29 protein-coding genes and 1 riboswitch are annotated in these 23,061 nt (G+C 73.8%); of the genes, 14 read left to right on the plus strand and 15 right to left on the minus strand.

Features of this window, described 5'->3' with window-relative positions; translation table 11 throughout:
• Nucleotides 1-13: 13 nt before the first annotated feature.
• Entirely contained in the window at nucleotides 14-355 is a 342-nt protein-coding gene (locus tag ACIA6B_RS21695; protein ID WP_107155735.1) for an antibiotic biosynthesis monooxygenase, read from the minus strand.
• 27 nt (nucleotides 356-382) lie between these two features.
• On the opposite strand from ACIA6B_RS21695, the gene ACIA6B_RS21700 reads away from it, so the two are divergent.
• From ACIA6B_RS21700 to ACIA6B_RS21735, 8 genes are all read left to right on the plus strand, one after another.
• Nucleotides 383-646, plus strand: coding sequence for a DUF6703 family protein (locus ACIA6B_RS21700; RefSeq protein WP_396775750.1), 264 nt, complete (start codon nucleotides 383-385; stop codon nucleotides 644-646).
• An 83-nt stretch (nucleotides 647-729) separates the two neighbouring features.
• The gene (locus tag ACIA6B_RS21705) at nucleotides 730-1,689 is read left to right on the plus strand and encodes a metal ABC transporter substrate-binding protein (RefSeq protein ID WP_396775752.1); all 960 of its coding nucleotides are present in this window, start codon (nucleotides 730-732) and stop codon (nucleotides 1,687-1,689) included.
• On the plus strand, nucleotides 1,686-2,453 hold the full coding sequence (locus ACIA6B_RS21710; RefSeq protein WP_396775754.1) for a metal ABC transporter ATP-binding protein: 768 nt from the start codon (nucleotides 1,686-1,688) through the stop codon (nucleotides 2,451-2,453). Before ACIA6B_RS21705 ends, ACIA6B_RS21710 begins: the two co-directional genes overlap by 4 nt.
• 1 nt (nucleotide 2,454) lies before the next feature.
• Nucleotides 2,455-3,333, plus strand: a complete 879-nt coding sequence (locus tag ACIA6B_RS21715; RefSeq protein ID WP_396775755.1) for a metal ABC transporter permease — start codon at nucleotides 2,455-2,457, stop codon at nucleotides 3,331-3,333.
• Nucleotides 3,334-3,367: 34 nt separating this feature from the next.
• Nucleotides 3,368-3,670, plus strand: coding sequence for a metalloregulator ArsR/SmtB family transcription factor (locus ACIA6B_RS21720; RefSeq protein WP_107155730.1), 303 nt, complete (start codon nucleotides 3,368-3,370; stop codon nucleotides 3,668-3,670).
• Nucleotides 3,667-4,065: a Fur family transcriptional regulator gene (locus ACIA6B_RS21725; RefSeq protein WP_107155729.1), complete on the plus strand. Its 399-nt coding sequence runs from the start codon at nucleotides 3,667-3,669 to the stop codon at nucleotides 4,063-4,065. The genes ACIA6B_RS21720 and ACIA6B_RS21725 overlap by 4 nt, the downstream gene beginning before the upstream one ends.
• A 45-nt stretch (nucleotides 4,066-4,110) precedes the next feature.
• Nucleotides 4,111-4,716 carry a hypothetical protein gene (locus tag ACIA6B_RS21730; protein ID WP_107155728.1) on the plus strand — a complete coding sequence of 202 codons (606 nt, stop codon included), beginning with the start codon at nucleotides 4,111-4,113 and terminating at the stop codon, nucleotides 4,714-4,716.
• 9 nt (nucleotides 4,717-4,725) lie between these two features.
• Nucleotides 4,726-4,896, plus strand: a complete 171-nt coding sequence (locus ACIA6B_RS21735) for a hypothetical protein (protein WP_199199561.1) — start codon at nucleotides 4,726-4,728, stop codon at nucleotides 4,894-4,896.
• A gap of 58 nt (nucleotides 4,897-4,954) precedes the next feature.
• Here the strand turns inward: ACIA6B_RS21735 and ACIA6B_RS21740 are convergent, their stop codons facing one another.
• The 4 genes from ACIA6B_RS21740 to ACIA6B_RS21755 form a co-directional block, all read right to left on the minus strand.
• Entirely contained in the window at nucleotides 4,955-6,904 is a 1,950-nt protein-coding gene (locus tag ACIA6B_RS21740) for an acyl-CoA dehydrogenase family protein (RefSeq protein ID WP_396775758.1), read from the minus strand.
• Nucleotides 6,905-7,017: 113 nt separating this feature from the next.
• Nucleotides 7,018-7,521, minus strand: coding sequence for a DUF6328 family protein (locus ACIA6B_RS21745; protein ID WP_107155726.1), 504 nt, complete (start codon nucleotides 7,519-7,521; stop codon nucleotides 7,018-7,020).
• 91 nt (nucleotides 7,522-7,612) lie between these two features.
• Nucleotides 7,613-8,362 (minus strand): sugar isomerase domain-containing protein, encoded by a 750-nt coding sequence (locus tag ACIA6B_RS21750; protein WP_396775760.1) that lies wholly within the window; start codon nucleotides 8,360-8,362, stop codon nucleotides 7,613-7,615.
• Entirely contained in the window at nucleotides 8,359-9,195 is an 837-nt protein-coding gene (locus tag ACIA6B_RS21755) for an alpha/beta fold hydrolase (RefSeq protein WP_396775762.1), read from the minus strand. Before ACIA6B_RS21755 ends, ACIA6B_RS21750 begins: the two co-directional genes overlap by 4 nt.
• 76 nt (nucleotides 9,196-9,271) lie before the next feature.
• Nucleotides 9,272-9,378: riboswitch (TPP riboswitch) on the plus strand.
• Between the two features lie 72 nt (nucleotides 9,379-9,450).
• Here ACIA6B_RS21755 and ACIA6B_RS21760 point away from each other — a divergent pair.
• The 3 genes from ACIA6B_RS21760 to ACIA6B_RS21770 all read left to right on the plus strand — a co-directional run bounded on the left by ACIA6B_RS21760 (nucleotide 9,451) and on the right by ACIA6B_RS21770 (nucleotide 12,537).
• The gene (locus tag ACIA6B_RS21760) at nucleotides 9,451-10,041 is read left to right on the plus strand and encodes an ECF transporter S component (RefSeq protein WP_396775764.1); all 591 of its coding nucleotides are present in this window, start codon (nucleotides 9,451-9,453) and stop codon (nucleotides 10,039-10,041) included.
• 100 nt (nucleotides 10,042-10,141) lie between these two features.
• Nucleotides 10,142-11,740, plus strand: coding sequence for an ATP-binding cassette domain-containing protein (locus ACIA6B_RS21765; RefSeq protein ID WP_396775766.1), 1,599 nt, complete (start codon nucleotides 10,142-10,144; stop codon nucleotides 11,738-11,740).
• Nucleotides 11,737-12,537 (plus strand): energy-coupling factor transporter transmembrane component T family protein, encoded by an 801-nt coding sequence (locus ACIA6B_RS21770; RefSeq protein ID WP_396775768.1) that lies wholly within the window; start codon nucleotides 11,737-11,739, stop codon nucleotides 12,535-12,537. Before ACIA6B_RS21765 ends, ACIA6B_RS21770 begins: the two co-directional genes overlap by 4 nt.
• Before the next feature lie 238 nt (nucleotides 12,538-12,775).
• On the opposite strand, the gene ACIA6B_RS21775 is transcribed toward ACIA6B_RS21770, so the two are convergent.
• Nucleotides 12,776-13,114, minus strand: a complete 339-nt coding sequence (locus ACIA6B_RS21775; protein ID WP_396775770.1) for a hypothetical protein — start codon at nucleotides 13,112-13,114, stop codon at nucleotides 12,776-12,778.
• A gap of 275 nt (nucleotides 13,115-13,389) precedes the next feature.
• Between ACIA6B_RS21775 and ACIA6B_RS21780 the strand changes: the two genes are divergently transcribed.
• Together ACIA6B_RS21780 and gndA are read left to right on the plus strand one after the other, a co-directional pair.
• Nucleotides 13,390-13,686, plus strand: coding sequence for an MTH1187 family thiamine-binding protein (locus ACIA6B_RS21780; protein ID WP_107155720.1), 297 nt, complete (start codon nucleotides 13,390-13,392; stop codon nucleotides 13,684-13,686).
• A gap of 128 nt (nucleotides 13,687-13,814) precedes the next feature.
• On the plus strand, nucleotides 13,815-15,257 hold the full coding sequence (gene gndA, locus ACIA6B_RS21785) for an NADP-dependent phosphogluconate dehydrogenase (RefSeq protein ID WP_396775772.1): 1,443 nt from the start codon (nucleotides 13,815-13,817) through the stop codon (nucleotides 15,255-15,257).
• A 78-nt stretch (nucleotides 15,258-15,335) separates the two neighbouring features.
• Here the strand turns inward: gndA and ACIA6B_RS21790 are convergent, their stop codons facing one another.
• The 4 genes from ACIA6B_RS21790 to recO form a co-directional block, all read right to left on the minus strand.
• A complete protein-coding gene (locus tag ACIA6B_RS21790; RefSeq protein ID WP_396775774.1) occupies nucleotides 15,336-15,536 on the minus strand; it encodes a thioredoxin reductase in 201 nt (66 codons plus the stop codon).
• Nucleotides 15,537-15,649: 113 nt separating this feature from the next.
• Nucleotides 15,650-15,835 carry a hypothetical protein gene (locus ACIA6B_RS21795; protein ID WP_107155717.1) on the minus strand — a complete coding sequence of 62 codons (186 nt, stop codon included), beginning with the start codon at nucleotides 15,833-15,835 and terminating at the stop codon, nucleotides 15,650-15,652.
• A 67-nt stretch (nucleotides 15,836-15,902) separates the two neighbouring features.
• A complete protein-coding gene (locus tag ACIA6B_RS21800; RefSeq protein WP_396775902.1) occupies nucleotides 15,903-16,679 on the minus strand; it encodes an isoprenyl transferase in 777 nt (258 codons plus the stop codon).
• A 32-nt stretch (nucleotides 16,680-16,711) separates the two neighbouring features.
• Entirely contained in the window at nucleotides 16,712-17,587 is an 876-nt protein-coding gene (gene recO, locus ACIA6B_RS21805; protein WP_396775775.1) for a DNA repair protein RecO, read from the minus strand.
• A gap of 102 nt (nucleotides 17,588-17,689) precedes the next feature.
• Here recO and ACIA6B_RS21810 point away from each other — a divergent pair, with 102 nt between their 5' ends.
• Nucleotides 17,690-18,493 carry a DUF4097 family beta strand repeat-containing protein gene (locus ACIA6B_RS21810; protein ID WP_396775777.1) on the plus strand — a complete coding sequence of 268 codons (804 nt, stop codon included), beginning with the start codon at nucleotides 17,690-17,692 and terminating at the stop codon, nucleotides 18,491-18,493.
• Nucleotides 18,494-18,574: 81 nt separating this feature from the next.
• On the opposite strand, the gene ACIA6B_RS21815 is transcribed toward ACIA6B_RS21810, so the two are convergent.
• The 5 genes from ACIA6B_RS21815 to ybeY all read right to left on the minus strand — a co-directional run bounded on the left by ACIA6B_RS21815 (nucleotide 18,575) and on the right by ybeY (nucleotide 23,055).
• Complete coding sequence (locus ACIA6B_RS21815) at nucleotides 18,575-19,807, minus strand: acyltransferase (protein WP_396775779.1); 1,233 nt, start codon at nucleotides 19,805-19,807, stop codon at nucleotides 18,575-18,577.
• Nucleotides 19,808-19,927: 120 nt separating this feature from the next.
• Entirely contained in the window at nucleotides 19,928-20,824 is an 897-nt protein-coding gene (gene era, locus ACIA6B_RS21820) for a GTPase Era (protein ID WP_396775780.1), read from the minus strand.
• The gene (locus ACIA6B_RS21825; RefSeq protein ID WP_281937199.1) at nucleotides 20,821-21,207 is read right to left on the minus strand and encodes a cytidine deaminase; all 387 of its coding nucleotides are present in this window, start codon (nucleotides 21,205-21,207) and stop codon (nucleotides 20,821-20,823) included. The genes era and ACIA6B_RS21825 overlap by 4 nt, the downstream gene beginning before the upstream one ends.
• Nucleotides 21,200-22,606, minus strand: a complete 1,407-nt coding sequence (locus ACIA6B_RS21830; protein ID WP_396775904.1) for a hemolysin family protein — start codon at nucleotides 22,604-22,606, stop codon at nucleotides 21,200-21,202. The genes ACIA6B_RS21825 and ACIA6B_RS21830 overlap by 8 nt, the downstream gene beginning before the upstream one ends.
• On the minus strand, nucleotides 22,582-23,055 hold the full coding sequence (ybeY, locus tag ACIA6B_RS21835) for an rRNA maturation RNase YbeY (RefSeq protein ID WP_396775783.1): 474 nt from the start codon (nucleotides 23,053-23,055) through the stop codon (nucleotides 22,582-22,584). The genes ACIA6B_RS21830 and ybeY overlap by 25 nt, the downstream gene beginning before the upstream one ends.
• Between the last annotated feature and the right edge of the window lie 6 nt (nucleotides 23,056-23,061).

A 23,061-nucleotide genomic window follows, 5' to 3' on the forward strand; every position in this document is an offset into this window, starting at 1 on the left:
AGTGCCCCCGGACTCAGCGGTACGGGCCTGCGGCACGATCACTGGCGACGACGACGATCTCGCCCTGCGGGGCGGCGTTGGCGAGCGTCTCGTACGCCGACGGCTCGTCCACCGACCGGGCGAGCAGCGGCACGGCGGTGACCTTGACGTCGAACCCGCCCAGCGCCCGCCGGTACGCCCCGACCGACTCCCACTCGGTGAGCAGGCACCAGTGGGCCGGGTCATCCAGCGCTCGGAGCAGTTCGCCGCGCAGGTAGCCGGGGCGGGCGGCGAGCGCGGCCAGCGCGGCGTGCGCCTCCCGGGTGAACTCGTCAGCCGTTTCGGCGTCCACCACGAACCGGTTGGTGACCAGCACGGCGTTCCTCCTCGTAGAGTTTGTGGCATGCAGCGTACGCAGAGTCCCGTGCTGTCCCGGTTGGCCCGGCTCAACCCGACGACGGTGTTCCTCGCCGCGCTGGTGCTGGTGCTGGTCGGCCTCTTCGCGCCCGGCCCGGCCGGCGGCGTCCTGCTGTTGGTGCTGGCGGCCGGGCTGGTCGGGTTGATGTCGGTCACCTGGCCGGTGCAGCGGCCGGCGACCCGGGTGCTGCGGCTGCTGATGCTCACCCTGTTGATCGCGGTGGCGCTGGCGAAGCTGACGGTCGGCTGAGCCGTTCCGGGTCGGGCCGACCCGCGCTGACATGCAAGCATGCGTTTTTGACAATAATTTTCGTTATCGCGGACAGTTGCTCCATGACCGCCCGTGCCACCCCCCGCGTCCTGACCGCCGCCACCGCCGCCCTGCTCGCCCTGGGCGGGCTCAGCGCCTGCTCGGACGGCGACGGCGGCGGCGGCAAGGACCCGGGCCGGGTCGACGTGGTGGCCGCGTTCTACCCGCTCCAGTTCCTGACCGAGCGCATCGGCGGCGACCGGGTCGTGGTCGGCAACCTGACCAAGCCCGGCGCGGAGCCGCACGACCTGGAGCTGAATCCCCGCCAGGTCGGCCAGGTGGTCGACGCCGAGCTGATCGTCTACCTGACCGGCTTCCAGCCGGCGGTGGACGAGGCGGTCGAGCAGAACGGCGGCGACCGCGCGTTCGACGTGGCCGGTGTCGCCCCGCTGCTCGACGCCGCCGCCGGCGACCACGAGCACGAGGGCGAGGCGGGGCACGAGGGCGAGGCCGGCCACGAGGAGGGCGGCGGCAAGGACCCGCACCTCTGGCTCGACCCGACCCGGCTGGCCACCGTCGGCGACCGGCTCGCCGAACGCCTCGGCGCGGTCGACCCGGGCCACGCCGCCGACTACACCGCCCGGGCCGGCGCGCTGCGCGCCGAGCTGACGAAGCTCGACACCGAGTACGCCGAGGGCCTGCGCACCTGCCAGCGCCGCGAGATCGTGACCAGCCACACCGCGTTCGGCTACCTGGCCGAGCACTACAAGCTGGAGCAGATCGGCATCACCGGCCTCACCCCGGAGTCCGAGCCCTCCCCGCAGCGGCTCGCCGAGGTCGCGCGGGAGGCCCGGGAGCACCAGGCCGGTACGATCTTCTTCGAGACGCTGGTCAGCCCGAAGGTCGCCGAGACGATCGCCCGGGAGGTCGGGGCGAAGACCGCGGTCCTGGATCCGATCGAGGGCCCGCCCGCTGAGGGCGACTACCTGTCGGCCATGCGCGCCAACCTCCAGACCCTGCGAACCGCCCTGGACTGCTCATGACCTCATCACCCGTGATCGACATCGCGCACGCCACCGTCGGCTACGACGGCCGGCCGGTGCTGCGGGACGTCTCGCTGACGCTGACCGCCGGCGAGGTGGTCGCCGTGCTCGGCGCCAACGGCTCCGGCAAGTCGACGCTGGTCCGCGCCGCGCTCGGCCTGGTGCCGCTCGGCGCCGGGTCGGTCACCCTGTTCGGCACGCCGCAGCGCCGCTTCCGGCAGTGGCACCGCATCGGGTACGTCCCGCAACGGCTCGGCGCCGGCGGCGGGGTGCCCGCCACGGTGGCCGAGGTGGTGGCGTCCGGGCGGCTGGCCCGCCGGGGCGTGCTCCGGCCGGCGGGGCGGGCCGACCGGGAGGCGGTGACGGCGGCGCTGCGCGCGGTCGGGCTCGCCGACCGGGCCGGCGACCCGGTCGCCACGCTCTCCGGCGGCCAGCAGCAGCGCGCCCTGATCGCCCGCGCGCTCGCCGGCGGCCCGGAGCTGCTGGTGCTGGACGAGCCGACCGCCGGCGTGGACGCGGCCAGCCAGGAGGCGTTCGCCGGGGCGCTGCGCGGCTTCCGCGACGGCGGCGGCACGGTGCTGCTGGTCGCCCACGAGCTGGGGCCGCTGCGCCCGCTGATCAGCCGGGCCGTGGTGGTGCACCAGGGCGGGATCGCCCACGACGGCGCGGTGCCCGAGCCGGCCGGCCACCACGCCGACCCGGACCACGAGCACGTGCACCCGCACTGCGACGAGGAGCCCGCCGGGCTCTGGAGGAGCATCTGAGATGGACCTCTTCCAGTACGACTTCATGCTCCGTGCCCTGGTCGGCGCGCTGGTCATCGGCCTGGCCGCGCCGGCGCTCGGCATCTACCTGGTGCAGCGCCGGCTGGCGTTGATCGGCGACGGCATCGGGCACGTGGCGCTCACCGGCGTCGGCGCCGGGCTGCTGCTCAACCGCTCCCCGGTGCTGGTGGCGGTGCTCGCCGCCACGCTCGGCGCGGTCGTCATCGAGCTGGTCCGCGCGTACGGGCGCACCTCCGGCGACCTCGCGCTGGCGTTGCTGTTCTACGGCGGCATCGCCGGCGGCGTGATGCTCGTCGGCCTCTCCGACGCCAGCAGCGGGTCGCTCAACGCGTACCTCTTCGGGTCGCTGACCACCACGTCGCAGGGCGACCTGGTCACCATCGGCGTGCTCGGCGCGGTGCTGCTGGTGACCATGCTGGTGCTGCGCCCGGCGCTGTTCGCGGTCTGCCACGACGAGGAGTACGCCCGCGTCTCCGGCCTGCCGGTGCGGGCGCTGAACCTGCTCGTCGCGGTGGGCACCGCGGTGACCGTGACCATCGCCATGCGGGCGGTCGGCGTGCTGCTGATCAGCGCGTTGATGGTGGTGCCGGTGGCCACCGCCCAGCAGGTGACCCGCGGTTTCCGGTCCACCATGACGGCGGCCATGGCGTTGGGCCTGTTCGCGGCCGGGGCCGGGGTGTGGGTGGCCGCCACGGCCGACACCGCGCCGGGCGCCTCGGTGGTGCTGGTGGCGATCGGCTCGTTCCTGGTGGTGGCGCTGCTGGCGGCCGGCGGGCGGGCGCTGCGGCGGCGCCGGGGCCGGTCGACGCCGACTCCCGCGCCGGTCGAGCCGGCCGAGCACGAGGTGCTGCTCGGTTGAGAGCGCCCCAACCGGCAGTGGTTATCGTTACGGGGTGACCGGGACCAACGGGTACGACGCCTTCGAGGGCGCGGGCGAGCTGCTCCGTGCCCTCTCGGCCCCGATCCGGCTCGCCATCGTCAGCGAGCTGGCCGAGGGCGAGCGCTGCGTGCACGAGCTGGTCGAGACGCTCGGCGCCCCGCAGCCGCTGGTCTCCCAGCACCTGCGCGTGTTGCGCGGCGCCGGGGTGGTGCGCGGCTCGCGACGCGGTCGGGAGATCGCGTACGCGCTCGTCGACGAGCACGTCGCGCACATCGTGGCGGACGCGGTCAGCCACGCCGGGGAGGGACCGGCATGAGCACCGGCACGCCGCGTACCACCCGGCAGCGCAGCGCGGTGAGCGCGCTGCTGGACGAGGTCGAGGGCTTCCACAGCGCCCAGGACCTGCACGCCATGCTGCGCCGACGGGGCGACCGGATCGGGCTGACCACGGTCTACCGGACGTTGCAGGTGCTCGCCGACGCCGGCGAGATCGACGTGATGCGCCCGCCGGGTGGCGAGCACCTCTACCGGCGGTGCAGCGACGACGGGCACCACCACCACCTGGTCTGCCGGGGCTGCGGTCGTACCGTCGAGGTGGCCGGGCCGGCGGTGGAGAAGTGGGCGGACCGCATCTCCGCCGAGCACGGCTTCACCGAGGTCAGCCACACCCTGGAGATCTTCGGGACCTGCCCGGCCTGCGCCGGCCGGTAATTCCGACCGGTGCCGCCGGGGCCACGCCGTGGCAGGCTGTCCGGCGTGAAGATCTACGCCGACCGTTTTCCGACCGCCCTCCGCCAGCTCCTGACCGACCTGCTCGTGGTCGTCTGGGTGTACGCGGCGATCCGCTTCGCACGCTGGCTGCACGACCTGGTCGAGAAGCTCGCCGTACCCGGGCAGAAGCTGGAGGGCGCCGGCGGCGGCCTCGCCGACAACCTGGCCGACGCCGGCGGCAAGGTGGGCCGGGTGCCGCTGGTCGGCGACGAGCTGACCGCGCCCTTCACCCGGGCCGCCGACGCCGCCCGCGCGATGGCCGAGGCCGGCCGGGACCAGCAGGAGCTGGTCGGCCAGTTGGCGCTCGCGTTGACCGTGGCGGTGCTGGTGTTCCCGCTCGGCCTGGTGCTGTTCGGCTGGCTGCCGCTGCGGGTGCGCTGGATGCGCCGGGCCGGCGCGGCGAAGGCCATGTCCGCCGCGCCCGCCGGCCGGGACCTGCTGGCGTTGCGCGCGCTCGCCGGTCAGCCGCTGTCGAAGCTCCAGCGGATCGCACCGGACGTGGCCGAGGCGTGGCGGCGCGGCGACGACGCCACCGTCGACGCGCTCGCCGCGCTGGAGCTGCGCGGACTGGGGTTGCGCACCGGCCGGTAGGGTGTCCCGGTGCTGTACTTCCTGATCGTCGTGGCCGTGCTGCTGCTGGCCTACGCGGGCGTGCTGGTGAGTTTCGTCCGCAAGGGCCGCAAGATCCCGCCGGCGGCCTACCTGGTGCTGGCCGCCCTCAACGGGCTGATCCTCGCCGCGGTGATCGCCTGGGCCATCGCCCGCCGCTGAGCGGCTGTCAAAAGGGGGCCCCTCCTCTACCGGAGGCGTTGACCCGGGGGCCCTCCTTTCACAGGCGGCGGCGGACGTCGTCGGCGGTGGAGGGGCCCGGCGTCCAGGGGGCCACCCAGGGGAGGTCAGCCGGTGGGGTGACCACGCCGGCCTCCACGGAGGCGTACCGGCCGGCCACGATCCGCTTCGCGGCGGCCACGTCGACCGAGTCGGTGTTCGACCAGAGGCCGGTGAACAGGTCGTCGACGCGCAGTCGCGCCTGGCGGCAGAACAGGTCGGCCAGCTCGATGTTCTCCGGGTGTTCGAGCCGCTCGGCGTACGCCCGGACGCAGACCGCGGACATCGCGAACAGCTCCGCGCCGATGTCCACCACCCGGCCGAGGAACGCCTGCTTGCGCTCCATCTTCCCCTGCCAGCGGGACATCGCGTAGAACGTCGACCGGGCCAGCTTGCGGGAGGTCCGCTCGACGTGCCGCAGGTGCCCGGCCAGCGGCCCGAACTCCTGGTACGCCCCGGGCGCCTGCCCCTTGCCGACCGCGAGCGTGGGCAGCCACTTCGCGTAGAAGGCGCCGGCCCGCGCACCGGCGGCGGCCTTGCGGCCCAGCCCGGCGTCCGGGTCGATGATGTCGCCGGCCACCGAGAGGTGCGCGTCGACCGCCTCGCGGGCGATCAGCAGGTGCATGATCTCGGTGGACCCCTCGAAGATCCGGTTGATCCGCAGGTCCCGCAGGAGCTGCTCCACCGCGGCCGGTCGTTCGCCCCGGGCTTCGAGCGAGTCGGCCGTCTCGTAGCCGCGCCCGCCCCGGATCTGGATCAGCTCGTCGGCGATCCGCCACGCCATCTCGCTGGCGTAGAGCTTGACCAGCGCCGCCTCGATCCGGATGTCGTTGCGGTCGTCGTCGGCGAGCAGGCAGGACAGGTCCAGCATGGACTCCATGCCGTACGTGGTGGCGGCGATGAACGACAGCTTCTTCGCCACCGCCTCGTGCTCGCCGACCGGCCGGCCCCACTGGACCCGGTCGGCGGCCCACTCCCGGGCCACGTTCAGCGCCCACTTGCCGGCGCCCACGCACATCGCCGGCAGCGACAGCCGGCCGGTGTTCAGCGTGGTGAGCGCGATCTTCAGGCCCTTACCCTCGCCGCCGATCACGTTCTCGGCCGGCACGAACACGTCGTGGAACCGGGTGAGGCTGTTCTCCAGGCCGCGCAGCCCGACGAAGGAGTTGCGCCGTTCCACCGTGATGCCCTCGCTGTCGCCCTCGACCACGAACGCGGTGATCCCGCCGCGCCGCCCCTCGGTGGCCGGCACCCGGGCCATCACCACCAGCAGGGTGGCGACCGTGCCGTTGGTGGCCCAGAGCTTCACCCCGTTGAGCCGGTAGCCGGCGCCGTCGGAGGTGGGCTCGGCGGTGGTGGCCAGCCGCGCCGGGTCGGAGCCGACGTCCGGCTCGGTGAGCAGGAACGCGGAGACCTCGCCGGCGGCCAGCCGGGGCAGGAAGCGGTCCTTCTGCTCGGGCGTGCCGAACATCTTCAGCGGCTGCGGCACGCCGATCGACTGGTGCGCGGAGAGCAGCGCGCCGATCGCCGGGCTCACCGAACCGGCGAGCATCAACGCCCGGCAGTAGTGCAGGTTGCTGAGCCCGAGGCCGCCGTACTTCCGGTCGATCTTCATGCCGAACGCGCCGAGCCGGGCCATGCCGTGGAACACGTCGTCCGGGATCCGCGCGTCGCGCTCGATCGCCGCGCCGTCCACCTCGGCGCCCAGGTACGCCCCGAACGCGTCGAGGAACTCCTGCGCGCGGGCCACGTCGGCCGGGTCGGACCGGGGCCACGGGTTGATCAGGTCGAGCCGGAACCGGCCGAGGAAGAGTTCCTTGCCGAAACTGGGCCGGTCCCAGGACGCCTCGCGGGCCGCCTCGGCGACCTGGCGGGCCTCCTTCTCGGAGACCTGGCCGGCCTCGGTGGGCAGCGGTCCCACCCCGTCGGCGTTGTTCTGTGTCGTGGTCACGGCTGCCTCCTGGATGGTCGGTCCGGCTGCGGTCGACGCGCTCGACGAAAACGACGCTACCCCCGGGTGTTACCCAGGGGTAGCGTCGCGTGCACGTCCGATTTGGCGGACCGTCAGTCGCCGGCCAGCGTCTGCGGGTCGTCGTCATCGTCGTCGATGTCGTCCTCACCCCAGTTGCGCCGCGCGAACGGCAGGATCGCCCAGAACGTCAGGAACCAGAGCGCGGTGACGGCGCTGAGCACGAACGCGATCGGCCGGGGCAGCACGAAGTCGGTGATCAGCAGCACGGCGCTGACCATCGCGATCAGCATGAAGAACAGCCCGCCGGTGGCCATCCGGTGGGCGAAGCGGACCAACTCCGGCTTGCGGCCCTGGCGGAACAGCGCCCGGTGGAACGCGACCGGCGAGATGATCATCGCGGTGGCCGCGGCGGCGGCCAGCAACGCCACGATGTAGACGTCACGCTGGAACTCGGTGGTCCGGGTGAACCCGTTGCTGAACGGCAGGGTCAGCAAGAAGGCGAAGAGGATCTGCACGCCGGTCTGCGCCACGCGCAACTCCTGCAACAGATCGGCGAAGTTGCGCTGCCAGCGCTGCTTCTCGGATTCCTTGGACACTCGCGAACCTCCGGTGAAGACGGCACGGCCGGCGGGTGAACACCCGCCGGCAGCAGCGCCTGTGCCCGATTCGGGCGCTCGCGAAACCGGCTCACGATCCCCGGCGGATCCGCCCTGCGTACCGGGCCTCCAGCTCGGCGTTGTGCTCGTCGCCGCCGGTGATGTTGGCGGACAGGTAGACCGGCGGTCGCTCCCCCGCCGTCACCAGCCGGGCCACCACCTCGACGGTGATCTGCTGGGCCAGCAGCGCGGCGGTGATCGACGAGACCGCGCCGACCGCGCCGCCGCCGGGCAACGGCAGCGTGGCGTCGCCGTACGGGGCGCCGTTGTCCAGCACCACGTCGGCGAAGTCGGCCAGCTTCCGCCCGGACGGGTGCCGCGAGGTCATCCGCGCCGAGTGCCGCGCCGAGGTGATCGCCACCAGCCCGTGCCCGCGCTCCTTCACGATCGACGCGAACTCGACCATCGCCCCGTTCACGCCCGAGTTGGAGGCGAGCACGAACACGTCCGGCGGCCGGACCGGGGCCAGCTCGTAGAGCCGGTGCGCCACCGCCGGCTCGCGTTCCAGCTTCGGGCCGAGCACGTCGGCCGGCTCGCCACCGTGCAGGACCAGGTCGCGCAGCGCGATGCGGTTGGTGGGCACCAGCCCGCCGGCACGGCCGGCGATCTCCATGGCGAGCGCCTCGGAGTGCCCGGTGCCGAACGCGTGCACCACCCCGTCGGCACGCAGCGCCGCCACGATCAGATCGGCCGCCTCCGCCACGTTCGCCCGCTGCTCGGTGGCCACCCGCCGCATCGTCGACGTGACCGTCTCCAGGTACGCCTCGGCGCTCACCGTCATGCCTCCTCCGTCCCTCGGATCCGGGCCAGGACCGCCTCGGCCAGCGGGCCCGGAGCCTCGTCGGGAATCCAGTGGCTGACGCCGGACAGGGTCACGAACCGGTAGTCACCGGTGACGTGTCCCGCGCACGCCTCGGCGGCGGTCCGGCCGATCGCCACGTCCTTGTCGCTCCAGACGTACGTGGTCGGCACCGCCACCGGGCCGACCGCCTTCATGTCCGACCCGCTCATCGCGCGGTACCAGTTCAGCGCCGCGGTGAGCGCTCCCGGCTCCCGCATCGGGTCGGCGTACCGGGCGACGGTTGCCGCGTCGCCGACGCCGCGCAGCATCCGGCGCAGCACGGCGCCGTGCAGCGCCAGCAGCACCTTCTCCGCCTTGCCCGGCATCCGGAACAGCGCCATGTAGGCGGACTTGGCCTTCTGCCGGGGATCGTTGGCGAGCGCGTGGCCCATCGCGGCCGGGTGCGGCACCGACACCGCGGTCAGCGTCCGCACCCGATCCGGGTGCGCCGCCGCCAGGCCCCAGGCCACGATCGCGCCCCAGTCGTGGCCGACCAGGTGCGCGGCGGTCACCCCGAGCGCGTCCAGCACGGCCGCCGCGTCGGCCACCAGCTCCGGGATCCGGTACGCCTCGACCGCCGCCGGCCGCGCGCCGGGCGAGTAGCCGCGCTGGTCGAGCGCGTACGTGCGCAGCCCGGCGGCGTGCAGCGCGGGCGTCACCGCGTCCCACTCGCCGGCGTGCTGCGGAAAGCCGTGCAGCAGCAGGACGGGGTCGCCGCCCTCGGGGCCGCCGGTGCGTACCTCGAACGTCAGATTTCGCGTCTCGACCCGCATGATCGCCAGCCTACCGACAGTCGCCCTGCTGGGCCCGGCCCCGACGTCGGTGCTAGCGTCTGCGACGAGACAACTTCACATCCGACAGGGGAGCGCACAGCGCTGAGAGTGCGGGCCGGTGCCCGCAGACCCTCGAACCTGATCTGGGTAATGCCAGCGCAGGGAGTTCGGTCGACCTCCAGCCGCGTCGACGTCCGGCATTCCGGGCGCGGCGTGCGTCTTCTCCTGGTTCCTCACCACGAACTGGGAGCCACCGTGAACCACACCGACAGCAACCGCTGGCGTACCGTCGACATCGTCGTCGCCTCGGTCATCGCCGTCGCCTTCGGCGTCGTCTTCTGGGCCTGGGGCCTGCTCTGGAGCGCCACCGACGCGGCGTTCGCGTTCTTTCCGCCCGCGCAGGCGGTGCTCTACGGCGTGTGGCTGATCCCGGCGGTGCTCGCCGGCCTGATCATCCGCAAGCCGGGCGCCGCGCTCTACTGCGAGACGGTGGCCGCGATCGTCTCCGCGCTGCTGGGCAGCCAGTGGGCGGGCATCGTGATCCTCCAGGGCCTGATGCAGGGCATCGGCGCGGAGTTGGCGTTCGCCGCGTTCCGCTACCGCTCGTTCAAGCTGCCGGTGGCGGTGCTGGCCGGCGCGCTGACCGGCCTGGGCGCGGCGATCTTCGACTTCGTCTACTGGAACAAGGCGTACGAGCTGACCTCCTACCGCCTCCCGTACGCGCTCATCACGATCGTCAGCGCCACGATCGTCGCCGGCTTCGGCGCGTGGGTGCTCACCCGCGCCCTGGCCAACACCGGCGTCCTGGACCGCTTCCCCGCCGGCCGCGACCGCGCCCTGGTCTGACGGCCCCCTCCCCCTGTTGATCAAGGAGTTTGCGTCAACCATGGGCGGGTTTTCCTGACGCAAACTCCTTGATCAACGAGGCTGGGGAGGGGGTGGCGCGGTGAGCGGGGTGGTTCTGCGGGGGTTCGGGTGGCGGCACGGGGGACGCCGGGCGTGGGCGGTGCGCGGGGTTGATCTGCGTGTCGAGGGCGGGGAGCGGGTGCTGCTGCTGGGGGCGTCAGGGGCGGGGAAGAGCACGCTGCTGGCGGCGCTGGCCGGGCTGCTGCCGGAGGACTCCGGCGAGCAGGAGGGCACCGTCGAGATCGACGGGCTGGACCCGCGCAAGGCCCGCGAACGCGTCGGCGTGCTGTTCCAGGACCCGGAGACCCAGCTCGTGATGGCCCGCTCCGGCGACGACGTCGCGTTCGGGCTGGAGAACCGCGGCGTGCCGGCCGAGGAGATCTGGCCCCGGGTCGACGAGGCGTTGCGCCGGGTCGGCTTCCCCTACCACCGGGACCGCCCGACCGCCGCGCTCAGCGGCGGCGAGCAGCAACGGCTGGCCCTCGCCGGGGCGCTCGCGCTGCGTCCCGGCCTGCTGCTGCTCGACGAGCCGACCGCCAACCTCGACCCGGCCGGCGCCGCGCTGATCCGCCGGGCGGTCGCGGACGCGCTCGACCCGGACACCACGCTGATCCTGGTGGAGCACCGGGTCGCCGAGGCGCTGCCGCTCGTCGACCGGGTGGTGGTGCTGGAACCGGGTGGCGGGGTGCGCGCCGACGGGCCGCCCGACGCGGTCTTCGCCGCGCACGGCGAGGCGCTGGCCGCCGCCGGGGTCTGGGTGCCCGGGCACACCGTGCCGCCGCGACCCGCCACCGCGCCGGCCGGCGACGTGCTGCTCACCGCCGACCGGCTCGGCCTGCCGCCCCGGCTGGCCCCCACCGACCTCCGGGTACGCGCCGGCGAGGCGCTCGCCGTCCTCGGCCCGAACGGCGCCGGCAAGTCCACGCTGGCGCTGCTCCTCGGCGGCCTGCTGCGCCCCGACACCGGCACGGTCACCGCGGCCACGGAACTGGCCGGGCGGGACGCGCGCACTCCCCCGCACCGCTGGCGGGCGCCGGCGCTGGCCCGCCGGATCGGCTCGGTCTTCCAGGACCCGGAGCACCAGTTCGTCACCGGCACGGTCCGCGACGAACTGGCGCTCGGCCCGCGCCGGACCGGGCAGTCCGAGGCGGCGGTCACCGCCACCGTGGACGCGCTGCTGCACCGGCTGCGACTGGACCGGCTGGCCGGCGCCAACCCGTACACCCTCTCCGGCGGCGAGGCGCGGCGGCTGAGCGTGGCGACCGCCCTGGCCACCGCGCCCCGCCTGCTGATCTGCGACGAGCCCACGTTCGGCCAGGACCGGCGCACCTGGCGGGAACTGGTCGACCTGCTCGCCGAGCTGCGCGACGCCGGCCACGGCGTGGTCACGGTGACCCACGACGCCGACTTCGTCGCCGCGCTGGCCGACCGGACGCTCACCCTGGACCGCCCGGCCGGGTCCGACGAACCGGTCCGGCCCGGTTCTCCGCGGCGTCCGTCACCGCCGGGCGGTCCCGCTTCGGAGCGGCGGCCGTCACCGCCGGGCGGTCCCGCTTCGGAGCGGCGGCCGTCACCGCCGGGCCGTCCCGGTTCGGAGCGGCGTCCGTCACCGCCCGACCCAGGGGCGGGTGCGCCGTGATCGACATGGAGCCGGTGGCGACGCCGGGCGCCCCGCTGGCCCGGCGCAACCCGGTGGCGAAGCTGGCCGCCGCGATGGTGTTCACCCTCGTGCTGGTGGCGACGCTGGACCCGGTCGCGCCGGCCATCGCCATCGCGGTCGAGCTGGCCGTGCTGCCGTTGTTCGGGGTCCGCTACCGGGTGCTGGCCCGCCGGGCGTGGCCGCTGCTGGCCGCCGCCGTCGGCATCCTGGTCACGCTGGTGCTCTTCGCCGCCGACCGGTCCGGGCCGGTGCTGGTCGAGGCCGGGCCGGTGCTGGTCACCCAGGGCGTCCTGGTCACCGCGCTGGGGCTGGTGCTGCGCATGCTCGCGGTGGCGCTGCCCGGCATCATCGTGTTCGCCACCACGGACCCGACCGAACTGGCCGACGCGCTGATCCAGAACGCGAAGGCGCCAGCCCGGTTCGCCATCGGCGCGCTGGCCGCGTTCCGGCTGGTGCCGCTCCTGGAACAGGAGTGGCGGATGATCAGCATGGCCCGCCGGGCCCGGGGCGTGGACGCCGGCCGCAACCCGGTGGCCAAGCTGCGGCTCTTCGCGTCCACCGCGTTCACGCTGCTGGTCGGCGCGATCCGGCGCGGCACTCGGCTGGCCGTGGCGATGGACGCCCGCGGCTTCGACGCGGGCACCCCGCGTACGGTCGCCCGCCGACAGCGCTTCACCCGCGCGGACGCCCTGCTCGTGCTCGCCGCCGCGCTGCTGGCCGGCGCCGCCCTGACCACCAGCGTCCTCCTCGGCACCTTCCGCCCCCTGATCGGCTGACCCCCGCCCCTGCCCTCCTCCGCCCCCCTCCCGCCCCGGCCCCGGCCCCGGCCCCGGCCCGGCGATCATGAAGCTGGCGGCATTTCCTGTCCGTTCTGTCGCCGCCAACCTCATGATCGACGCGTTGCGGGGCGATCTTGGAAGGAAAGGGCCCTTGGAGGGCCGGGAGCTTCCACGATCTATCGCGGCCTCTGCGCACCCCGTGACAGGGTGCGCAGAGACCGGAAACGGGTGAGGATCAGCCGCGCCGGTAGGCGTAGAACCGGTTCTGGCCGGCTCGCTGGCTTCGGCCGGCCAACCGGGCGTCGCGGCCGGCGGACGGGCCGGCCTTCGGTGCCGAGCGAGCCGACGTCGAACCAACCGACGTCGAACCAACCGACGTCGAACCAGCCGGCTCCGGCTCGATCGGCGCTGAACCAGCCGACACCGGATCGACAAACGCCGAACCGGGCGTCGCAACGGGCAGGATCACCGGTGTCGACGGGGACGCGGAGAGCGCGTCGAGATCCGTCGGCGTCAGCCCCAGCGGGGACGACGACGGCTTGCGGGACTTCTTCGGGTTGCGCTTCGCGGGCATCCGCGGGCCTCCTGTCTGTCGGGCGCGCCGACCACGGTCGCGCCGGGGGCACGCCGTACGGGGGCGCGCCGAGCGGGTGCGATCCGGTGCGATCCGACCGCGACAGACACCACGAACAACGGCGGCGGGACGGGATGCGGGACGCCCGGAGCAGGACGGGTCCGCGGCAGCTACGGCGGCGGACCGGCTCGGAGGAAGGGCGTCAGTTGCGCATGCCGACACGCTAACCCGACGCCACCGACACCCGCACCCGAATTGCTGACACCATCGTCGGCATGCTTGTCGCGTTCTCCATCACCCCGCTCGGCGTGGGTGAGTCCGTGGGCGACCCGGTCGCCGACGCCGTCCGGGTGGTCCGCGAGTCCGGCCTGCCGAACCGGACCGATGCCATGTTCACCACCGTCGAGGGTGAGTGGGACGAGGTGATGGCGGTGGTGAAGCGGGCCGTCGACACCGTCGCGGCCCAGGCGCCCCGGGTCAGCCTGGTGCTCAAGGCCGACCTGCGCCCCGGCGTGACCGACGCGTTGACCGCGAAGGTGGCGCACATCGAGGCGCGTCTCGCCGAGGGATGAGACGCGCCGCCACCGCCTCCTCACCCCTCGTCGCGGTGTGATCCCCTCACGCCACGACCGCGATACGGTCGCAGGACGGTAACGAGGACGGCCGCGGTCAGCGGCGCGGACGAGAGGTGGCGGTACGCATGGCAGAGCAGGCGACGGCGCAGATCGGGGTCACCGGTCTGGCCGTGATGGGTCGCAACCTGGCCCGGAACCTGGCCCGCAACGGCTTCGCCGTGGCGGTGCACAACCGGTCGCCGGAGCGCACCCGCAGCCTGGTCGCCGAGCACGGTGACGAGGGCACGTTCGTGCCGTCCGAGTCGCTCGCCGACTTCGTCGCCTCGCTGGAGCGGCCCCGCGCGGTGATCGTGATGGTGAAGGCCGGCGCGCCGACCGACGCCGTGATCGACGAGCTGATCCCGCTGCTGGAGGAGGGGGACATCGTCGTCGACTGCGGCAACGCGCACTTCGCCGACACCCGCCGCCGCGAGGAGGCGCTGCGCGAGCACGGGCTGCACTTCGTCGGCACCGGCGTCTCCGGCGGCGAGGAGGGCGCGCTGCGCGGCCCGAGCATCATGCCGGGCGGCTCGGCGGAGTCCTACCAGAAACTCGGGCCGATCTTCGAGAAGATCGCCGCGCAGGTCGAGGGCGCGCCCTGCTGCCGGCACGTCGGCCCGGACGGCGCCGGCCACTTCGTGAAGATGGTGCACAACGGCATCGAGTACGCCGACATGCAGCTCATCGCCGAGGCGTACGACCTGTTGCGGGCCGGCCTGTCGGCGAGCCCGGCGGAGATCGCGGACATCTTCCGGGAGTGGAACGGCGGCGAGCTGGAGTCGTTCCTGATCGAGATCACCGCGGAGGTGCTCGGGCACACCGACGCGGCGACCGGCCACGCGTTCGTGGACGTGGTGCTCGACCAGGCCGAGCAGAAGGGCACCGGCCGCTGGACCGTGCAGAGCGCGCTGGACCTGGGCATCCCGATCACCGGCATCGCCGAGGCCACGTTCGCCCGCTCGCTGTCCGGCCACGCGGACCAGCGTGAGGCGGCCCGCCGCGTGTTCGCCGACGCCGGCGAGAAGTGGCAGGTGGAGGACCGGGACACGTTCGTCGAGGACGTGCGCCGCGCGCTGCTGGCCAGCAAGATCGTCGCGTACGCGCAGGGCTTCGACCACATCCGGGCCGGCAGCCGGGAGTACGACTGGAACATCGACCTGGGCGGCACGGCCACCATCTGGCGGGGCGGCTGCATCATCCGGGCCCGCTTCCTGGACCGCATCCGGGAGGCGTACGACGGCGAGCCGGAGCTGGCGACGCTGCTCGTCGCGCCGTGGTTCGCCGACCGGGTCAGCGCCGGTGTCCCGGCCTGGCGACGGGTGGTGGCCGACGCGGCCCGGGCGGGCGTGCCGACCCCGGCCTTCGCGTCGTCGCTGGCCTACTTCGACGCGCTGCGGGCGCAGCGGCTGCCGGCCGCGCTGATCCAGGGGCTGCGGGACAACTTCGGCGCGCACACCTACCACCGGGTGGACCGGGACGGCGCGTTCCACACCCGCTGGGCCGGGGACCGCTCCGAAGTGGAGGACTGAGCCCCACCACGCTCACCCGGCGGGCGGCCCGGGTCCACGGCGCGGCGTCGATCGCGTCGGGTCGGGGCCGTCGCCGGGTCACCGGGCCCAGTCCGCCGCCGGCTCACCGGCGGCCAGCTCGCCGATCTCGCCGGACCGGACGGTGGGGGTGTGCCCGAGGTCGGCGCACCACCGCTCCGCGACGCCGGCGCACAGCTCGGCGACGGACTCCCGGCGGCTCGGCTCCACCAGGTCGGCGGCGGCCAGGGCGGCCGTCATCTCGTACCGGAGATCGCGCATCTTCCACCCCCGTGGCGGCGCGTCCCGGCGGCGCGCCCTGCGCCGATGGTAAGGCGGAACGCCTTACGGATGCGGGGCGTTCCGCCGATGGCCGGCCGACGCCGGCCGGCAGGTCAGAAGAACCGACGCCGCTTGGCCTTCTGCGGCCGGAGCAGGTCCGCGCCCTTGGTCAGCAGGCGGCTCACCCCGGTCGGCCCGCGACGGGCCTCCAGCGTGTGGCTGAGCCGGCGGGCGCCGGCCGCCGCCAGCGGCACGGCGACCGCCATGACCGCCCACTGCCCGATCCGCTTCTGAATCATGTGGTTCACCTCCGCGTTTGCTGTTGTCCCTACCGGTACCCAGCGCGTCGCGTCGGTAAGCGTGAGCTCAGACTCCCGGGGCCACCGGGTTGGGCAGCGCGCCGCCGAAGCGGCGGTCCCGCTGGGCGTACAGCTCGCAGGCGTACCAGAGATGACGGCGGTCGAAGTCGGGCCAGAGCGTGTCCAGGTAGACCAGCTCCGCGTACGCGGTCTGCCAGAGCAGGAAGTTCGAGATGCGCTGCTCGCCGGAGGGACGCAGGAACATGTCCACCTCGGGCACCTCGGGGTGGTAGAGGTAACGCGCCACCGTCTTCTCGGTGACCTTGTCCGGATGCAGCCTGCCGGCGGCGACGTCCCGGGCGATCGCGGCGGCGGCGTCGGCGATCTCCGCCTGGCCGCCGTAGTTGACGCAGAACTGGAGCGTCAGCGTCGAGTTGTCCCGCGACATCTCCTCGGCGGTCTGCAACTCGGAGATGACGCTCTTCCAGAGCCGCCCGGCCCGGCCCGACCACACCACCCGGACGCCCAGGTCGACGAGCTGGTCCCGGCGACGGCGGATGACGTCGCGGTTGAAGCCCATCAGGAAGCGGACCTCGTCCGGCGAACGACGCCAGTTCTCGGTGGAGAACGCGTACGCGGACAGGTAGGGGATGCCCATCTCGATCGCGCCCTCGACGGTGTCGAACAGGCTGTGCTCGCCCTGCTCGTGCCCCTTGGTGCGGGGCAGCCCCCGTTCCTTGGCCCAGCGGCCGTTGCCGTCCATCACGATGGCGACGTGCCGGGGCACCGCGGCGGGCGGCAACGCCGGCGGCCGGGCACCGGACGGGTGCGGGGTCGGCGGCACCGGCTCACGGCGGTGCGCCCTCGTCGATCGGATCACTCGGTCATCTCCCTGTTCACACCAGCGACGGCGGGCCCGGCGCCGGTGCGCGGCGGGACCACACCCGGGCCCGCGCCGCCGGGCGGCGGGACCGCGCCGGGCGCCGGGGCACCCCGGTCGACCAGCGGCAGCGAGCGTAGCGCGCGCTCCAGATGCCACTGGAGGTGCGCCGCGACCAGCCCACTGCACTCCCGGCGTACGCCGTTCTCGGCGGCGTCGGCGTACGCCCAGTCGCCGGTGGTCAGCGCGGACATCAGCACGAACGTGGCCGGCGCGGGATGGGCAGCGCCGGGCGGCCGGCAGTCCGGGCAGACGGCGCCGCCGGCCGGCACCGAGAACGCGCGGTGCGGACCCGGCTCGCCGCAGACCGCGCAGGCGGCCAGCGCCGGCGCCCAGCCGGCGAACGCCATGCCGCGCAGCAGGTACGCGTCGAGCACCAGCGTGGTGGCGTGGTCGCCGCGGGCCAGGGACTTCATCGCGCCGAGGGTGAGCTGGAACAGCCGCAGCGACGGCTCCCGCTCGATCGGGGTCAGCCGTTCGGCGGTCTCGGCGATCGCGCTGGCCGCCGTGTAGCGGGGGTAGTCGCCGAGGAACCGCTTGCCGTACAGCTCGATCGCCTCGACCTGGCTCACGGTGTGCAGCGAGCTGCCCTGGTTGCCCTTGGGGTCGCCGGCGAGTTGGAGGTCGACGTGGCCGAACGGCTCCAGCCGGGCGCCGAACCTGCTGGTGGTGCGCCGGACGCCCCGAGCCACCGCGCGCAACCGGCCGTGCCGGCGGGTGAACAGCGTGATGATCCGGTCGGACTCGCCCAGTTTCTGCACGCGCAGCACCACCGCGTCGTCGCGGTAGAGCTGTCGGCGGTACCCGGCCATCGGTCCATTCTCTCTCGGGGTGCGATCTCAGGGTCGGCTCGGGGTGGACCGGCGGGCGATCCCGGATGTGGCGGTCACCCGGCCGGCCCTAGTGTGCTGGCCATGGCTTCGCTCCGAACGGCGCTCCGGCCGCGTGCGGTGGTGGCGGCGACCGCGACCGCCGCGCTCATCGTGCTCGCCGGGTGTGACACCCTCTCGTTCCGCCGGCTCGACTACGACCAGACCGAACGCGCGAAGATCACCCGGATCACCGTGGACGGCGACGGCGACGGCTCCGGGGACGTGGTGGTGCGCGGCACCGGCCCGGTCGACCAGGTGCAGATCAAGCGCGTGGTCCGCTACCAGGGCGGCGAGCCGGACAGCCGGTACGAGATCAGGGGCGACGAGTTGGTGCTGCCCACCGACTGCGGGCAGCGGTGCAGCATCTCCTGGGAGGTGACCGCGCCGCCCGGCGTGGCGGTCCGGGGCGGCACCGGCTCGGGCAACGTCGACCTCACCGAGGTCGGGGCGGTGGAGTTCACGCTCAGCTCCGGCGACCTGACCGTCAGCGGAGCCGGCGGCGAGGTCCGCGCCTCCACCGCCTCGGGCAACATCCGGCTGACCGAGGTGGCTGGTCCGGTCCGGCTACGGACCGGCTCGGGCGACATCGAGGCCCGCCGGCTCGCCTCCGCGGTCGACGCGGAAGCGGCCCCGGGCAACCTGACCGTCGAGCTGGACCAGCCGGCCCCGGTCCGACTGCACGTCACCAGCGGGAACATCGACCTCGCCGTGCCGGCCGGCCGGTACCGCGTACGGGCCGACGCGAAGTCCGGCGACGCCGACGTGCGGGTGCCGAACGACCCCGGCGCGTCCCTGCTGCTCGACGTGACGGCCACCAGCGGCGACGTCACCGTCAGCAGCCGCTGAGCCGGCCGCCGCTCAGTCGGCGGCGCGGACGCCGCTCAGTCGGCGGCGCGGACGCCGCTCAGTCGGCGGCGCGGACGCCGCTCAGTCGGCGGCGCGGACGCCGGATGATCCGGCGGCGCGGCCCGGGGACGACCCGGCGGCCCGGTCCCGGGGCGCGTCGGCGTCGGCGGGCGGCCCGTCGGATCGGCCGGTCGTCGGTCCGGGAGCACGGCGGGGCGCCGGCACCCGGGCCCCGGCGCCGACCAGTCGGCCGGCCGCGCCGGCCGGGGCCGGGCTGGCCGGGGCGTCCGCCGCCCGCGCCGACACGGTCCGCCGTGGCCGGCCGGGCACCAGTTCGGGGGTACGCCGGGCAGCCACGTCCTCGACCCAGCCGACCAGCAACGTCACCACGCCGACGAGCACGAAGACCAACCCCACCCGCAGCCACAGGCCGACCGGGTCCCGTGGCGACCAACCGACCAGGCCGACCAGCGGGGTGAGCGCCACCACGAACGGCATGTGCCAGAGGTAGACGGTGAGCGCCCGCCGGTTCACCACGGTCACCGCCCGGCCGAACACAGGGAACCGGTCGACCCACGCCGCGCCCGCGGGCGCCCGGCCGATCGCCACCAGGATGAACGCGGTCGCCCAGAGCGCGTTGCCCAGCGGGATGTCGTTGATGTCGTAGCCGCGCGGCCCGGGATGGGTGACGATCCAGGCCAGACCGGCCGCGCCGAGCACACCGGCGACCGGCAGCAGCACCCGGTTGCGCATCCGGCGCAGCAGGCCGTCGTGGTGGGCGAAGCCGAGCAGCCACGCGCCGAAGTAGAGGCCGAACTCGCGCAGCACCGTCGGCGGGTTCAGCAGGATGCCGAACTCGATGGCGGCGAGCAGCGCGTACGGGGCGACAAGCGTGGGCAGCGGCGCGCGGCGGAACAGCCACAGCGCCACCGGCGAGGCGAGCACGAACCAGAGGTAGTCCCGCAGGTACCAGATCGGGCTGAGCGCCAGCCCGCCCCAGTAGTTGGCCGGCGGGTCACTGATCGGGAAGAGCCAGAGCAGCACCTTCGGCTCGAACGCCAGCCCGGTGAGCAGCATCGCCGGCACGAAGACCGCCGCCGCCACCCAGAGCGAGGGCAGCAGCCGACGCAGCCGGCGCCCCACGGCGGACACCCCGCCGCGGTCCAGCGACGCGGCCATCAGCGACCCGGCCAGGGCGAACATCACCGCCATCGCCGGGAACACCAGCGTGAGCGTGGCGTAGCCGGTGACGTGGTAGGTGACGACGCGCAGGATGGCCAGGAAGCGGAGCAGGTCGAGGTAGCGGTTTCGCATCAGCTCGCAGCGGGGTCCGGGGGCAGGGACAGAAGTCCCTACCCTGCTCCCGCCGCCGGTGAAACGTGTAAGAACGCCCACGCAACGTGAGATGCCCCATAAGACTGACTGATCCGGCCCTCAGAAGCCGAGCTTGCGCAACTGCTTCGGGTCGCGCTGCCAGTCCTTCGCCACCCGCACGTGCAGGTCCAGGTAGACCCGGGTGCCCAGCAGCTCCTCGATCTGCCGGCGCGCGGTGGTGCCGACGTGCTTGAGCCGGCTGCCCCGGTGACCGATGACGATCGCCTTCTGGCTGGACCGCTCCACGTAGAGATCCGCGTAGATCTTCGTGAGGTTGCCCTCCGGGATCATCTCCTCCACCACCACGGCGATGGAGTGCGGCAGCTCGTCCCGGACCCCCTCCAGCGCCGCCTCCCGGACCAGCTCGGCGACGAGCACCTGTTCCGGGTCCTCGGTGAGCATGTCGTCCGGGTAGAGCTGGGGCGACTCCGGCAGGTAGCCGGTCATCACGTCGACGAGCGTGTCGACCTGATGGCCGGAGACCGCGCTCACCGGCACCACGGCAGCGAACTCACCCAGCTCGCTCACCGCGAGCAGTTGCTCGGCCAGGCGCTTCTTGTCCACCAGGTCGGTCTTGGTGACCACGGCCAGCACGGTCGCCTTGAGACTGGCCAGCTCGCCGGTGATGAACCGGTCGCCCCGGCCGACCGGCTCGTTCGCCGGCACGCAGAGCCCGATCACGTCGACCTCGCTCCAGGTCTCCCGGACCAGGTCGTTGAGGCGCTCGCCGAGCAGCGTGCGGGGACGGTGCAGGCCGGGCGTGTCGACCAGCACGAGCTGCGACTCCGGCCGGTGCAGCACCGCCCGGATGACGTGCCGCGTGGTCTGCGGCTTGCTCGACGTGATGGCGATCTTGGTGCCGACGATCGCGTTGGTGAGCGTCGACTTGCCGGCGTTCGGCCGGCCGACGAAACAGGCGAAACCCGCCCGGTACGGGCGGTCCTCGGGGGTCGTCACTCGACCACCGTGCCGAGCACCGAGCCGTCCGGCGCGGCCACGTGGATCGGCGCGTCGGCGGAGAGGTCACGCACCGCGGCGTGGCCGGCCCCGTCCAGCGTCGACGCCTCGGTCACCACCACCGCGGCCTCCAGCCGGCTCGCGCCCGCGGCCACCGCCGAGGCGACCGCCAACTGGAGCGCGGTCAGGGTCAGCGACGGCAGCGCCACGCTGGCCGCCGCGTACGTCCGGCCGTCCTGGTCGCGGACCGCCGCGCCCTCCACGGCGCCCACCCGACCCCGGGCGCCCCGGGCCAGCACGACCAGCTTGCCGTCCTCGGCGCTCAGCTCGGCCGGATCGGCGGGGGTGGGCCGGGCGGCCGGCACGGCGGGTGACTCAGGCATCGGCGGGTTGCCTCTCCTCGGAACGGTTGTGGTTGCCACGGGACTCGGTCGGATCGGGCCGCCCCGCGCCGTCCGGCGCGGAACCCGGCTCGGACCGGCTCACCAGCACGGTGTCGATCCGGTTCCGTCGGCCGGTGGTGCCCTCGGCGATCAGCCGCAGGCCGGCCACCTCGGCCTCGGCGCCCGGGATGGGCACCCGGCCGAGCGCCTGGGCGAGCAGGCCACCGACCGTCTCCACCTCGTCGGTGGGCAGGTCGGTGTCGAACAGCTCGCCCAGATTCTCCACCGGCAACCGGGCGGTCACCCGCACGGCCCCGTCCGGCAGATGCTCCACCGGTGGGCGCTCGACATCGTACTCGTCGGTGATCTCACCGACGATCTCCTCCAGGATGTCCTCGATGGTGACCAGCCCGCCGGTGCCGCCGTACTCGTCGACCACGATGACCAGGTGGTTCCGGGCCGCCTGCATCTCGGAGAGCAGGTCGTCCACCGGCTTGGACTCCGGCACGAACGTCGCCGGGCGCATCAGCTCGGCCACCGGCATCTGCCGCGCCCCCCGGTCACCCTGGGTCCGCCGGATCAGATCCTTCAGGTAGAGCACGCCGAGCACGTCGTCGACGTTCTCGCCGATCACCGGGATGCGGGAGAACCCGGACCGCAGGAAGAGCGCCAACGCCTGCGCGAGCGTCTTACGTTCCTCTATCCACACCATCTCGGTACGCGGCACCATCACCTCACGGGCGATCGTGTCGCCGAGCGCGAAGACCGAGTGGATCATCTGACGCTCGCCGTGCTCCACCACGCCGCGCTGCTCGGCCAGGTCGACCAGCTCACGCAGCTCCACCTGGGTGGCGAACGGCCCCTCGCGGAAGCCCTTGCCCGGAGTCACCGCGTTGCCGATCAGGATCAGCAGCGACGCCAGTGGGTTGAGCGCCCGCCCCAACCAGCGCACCAGCGGCGCGACCGCCCGACCGACCGCGTAGGCGTGCTGCCGGCCCAGCGTGCGCGGCGCGACACCGACCACCACGAAGCTGACCACCGTCATCGCCCCGGCGGTGACCAGGGCCGCCCGCCAGCCGGCGCCGAACGTGTCCACCGCCACCAGCGCGACGAGCGTGGTGGCGGTCAACTCGGCCAGCAGGCGGAGCAGGAGCAGCAGGTTGAGATGGCGGACCACGTCGCCGGCGACCGCCTGGAGGGCACGCGCGCCGCGCGCCCCGTCGCGGGCCAGCTCGGCCGCACGCGCCGGGGAGACCGCCGCCAGCGCCGCCTCGGTCATCGCGATCAGACCGGCGAGCACCACCAGCCCGGCCCCGAAGAACAGGAGCTGAAGATCGGGCAGGCCGGCCGGGTCCGCCGCCGCGAGAGTGACCATCACCGGGGCCGGGTCGACCGCCAGCTGGCCAGCAGCCGGGCCTGGAGACCGAACATCTCCCGCTCCTCCTCGGGCTCGGCGTGGTCGTAGCCGAGCAGGTGCAGCACGCCGTGCACGGTGAGCAGGTGCAGCTCGTCGGCGGCGGAGTGCCCGGCGGTGGCCGCCTGCTTGGCGGCCACCTCCGGGCAGAGCACGATGTCGCCGAGCAGGGCCGGCTCGCCGCCGGCCGGGCTGCTCTCGCCCGGGCCGTGGTCGACGCTTCCCTCGTCCATCGGGAACGCGAGCACGTCGGTCGGGCCGTCACCGCCCATCCAGCGGTGGTTCAGCTCCGACATGTATTCGATGTCGACCAGCAGCACGGACAGCTCGGCGAGCGGGTTGACCCCCATCTCGTCGAGGGCGTGCCGGGCGACGGCGAGCACGGCGTCGGTGTCGACGTCGACACCCGACTCGTTGGCGATCTCGATGGACAACTGTCT

The organism is Micromonospora sp. NPDC051141, assembly GCF_044455765.1.
Classification (GTDB): domain Bacteria; phylum Actinomycetota; class Actinomycetes; order Mycobacteriales; family Micromonosporaceae; genus Micromonospora.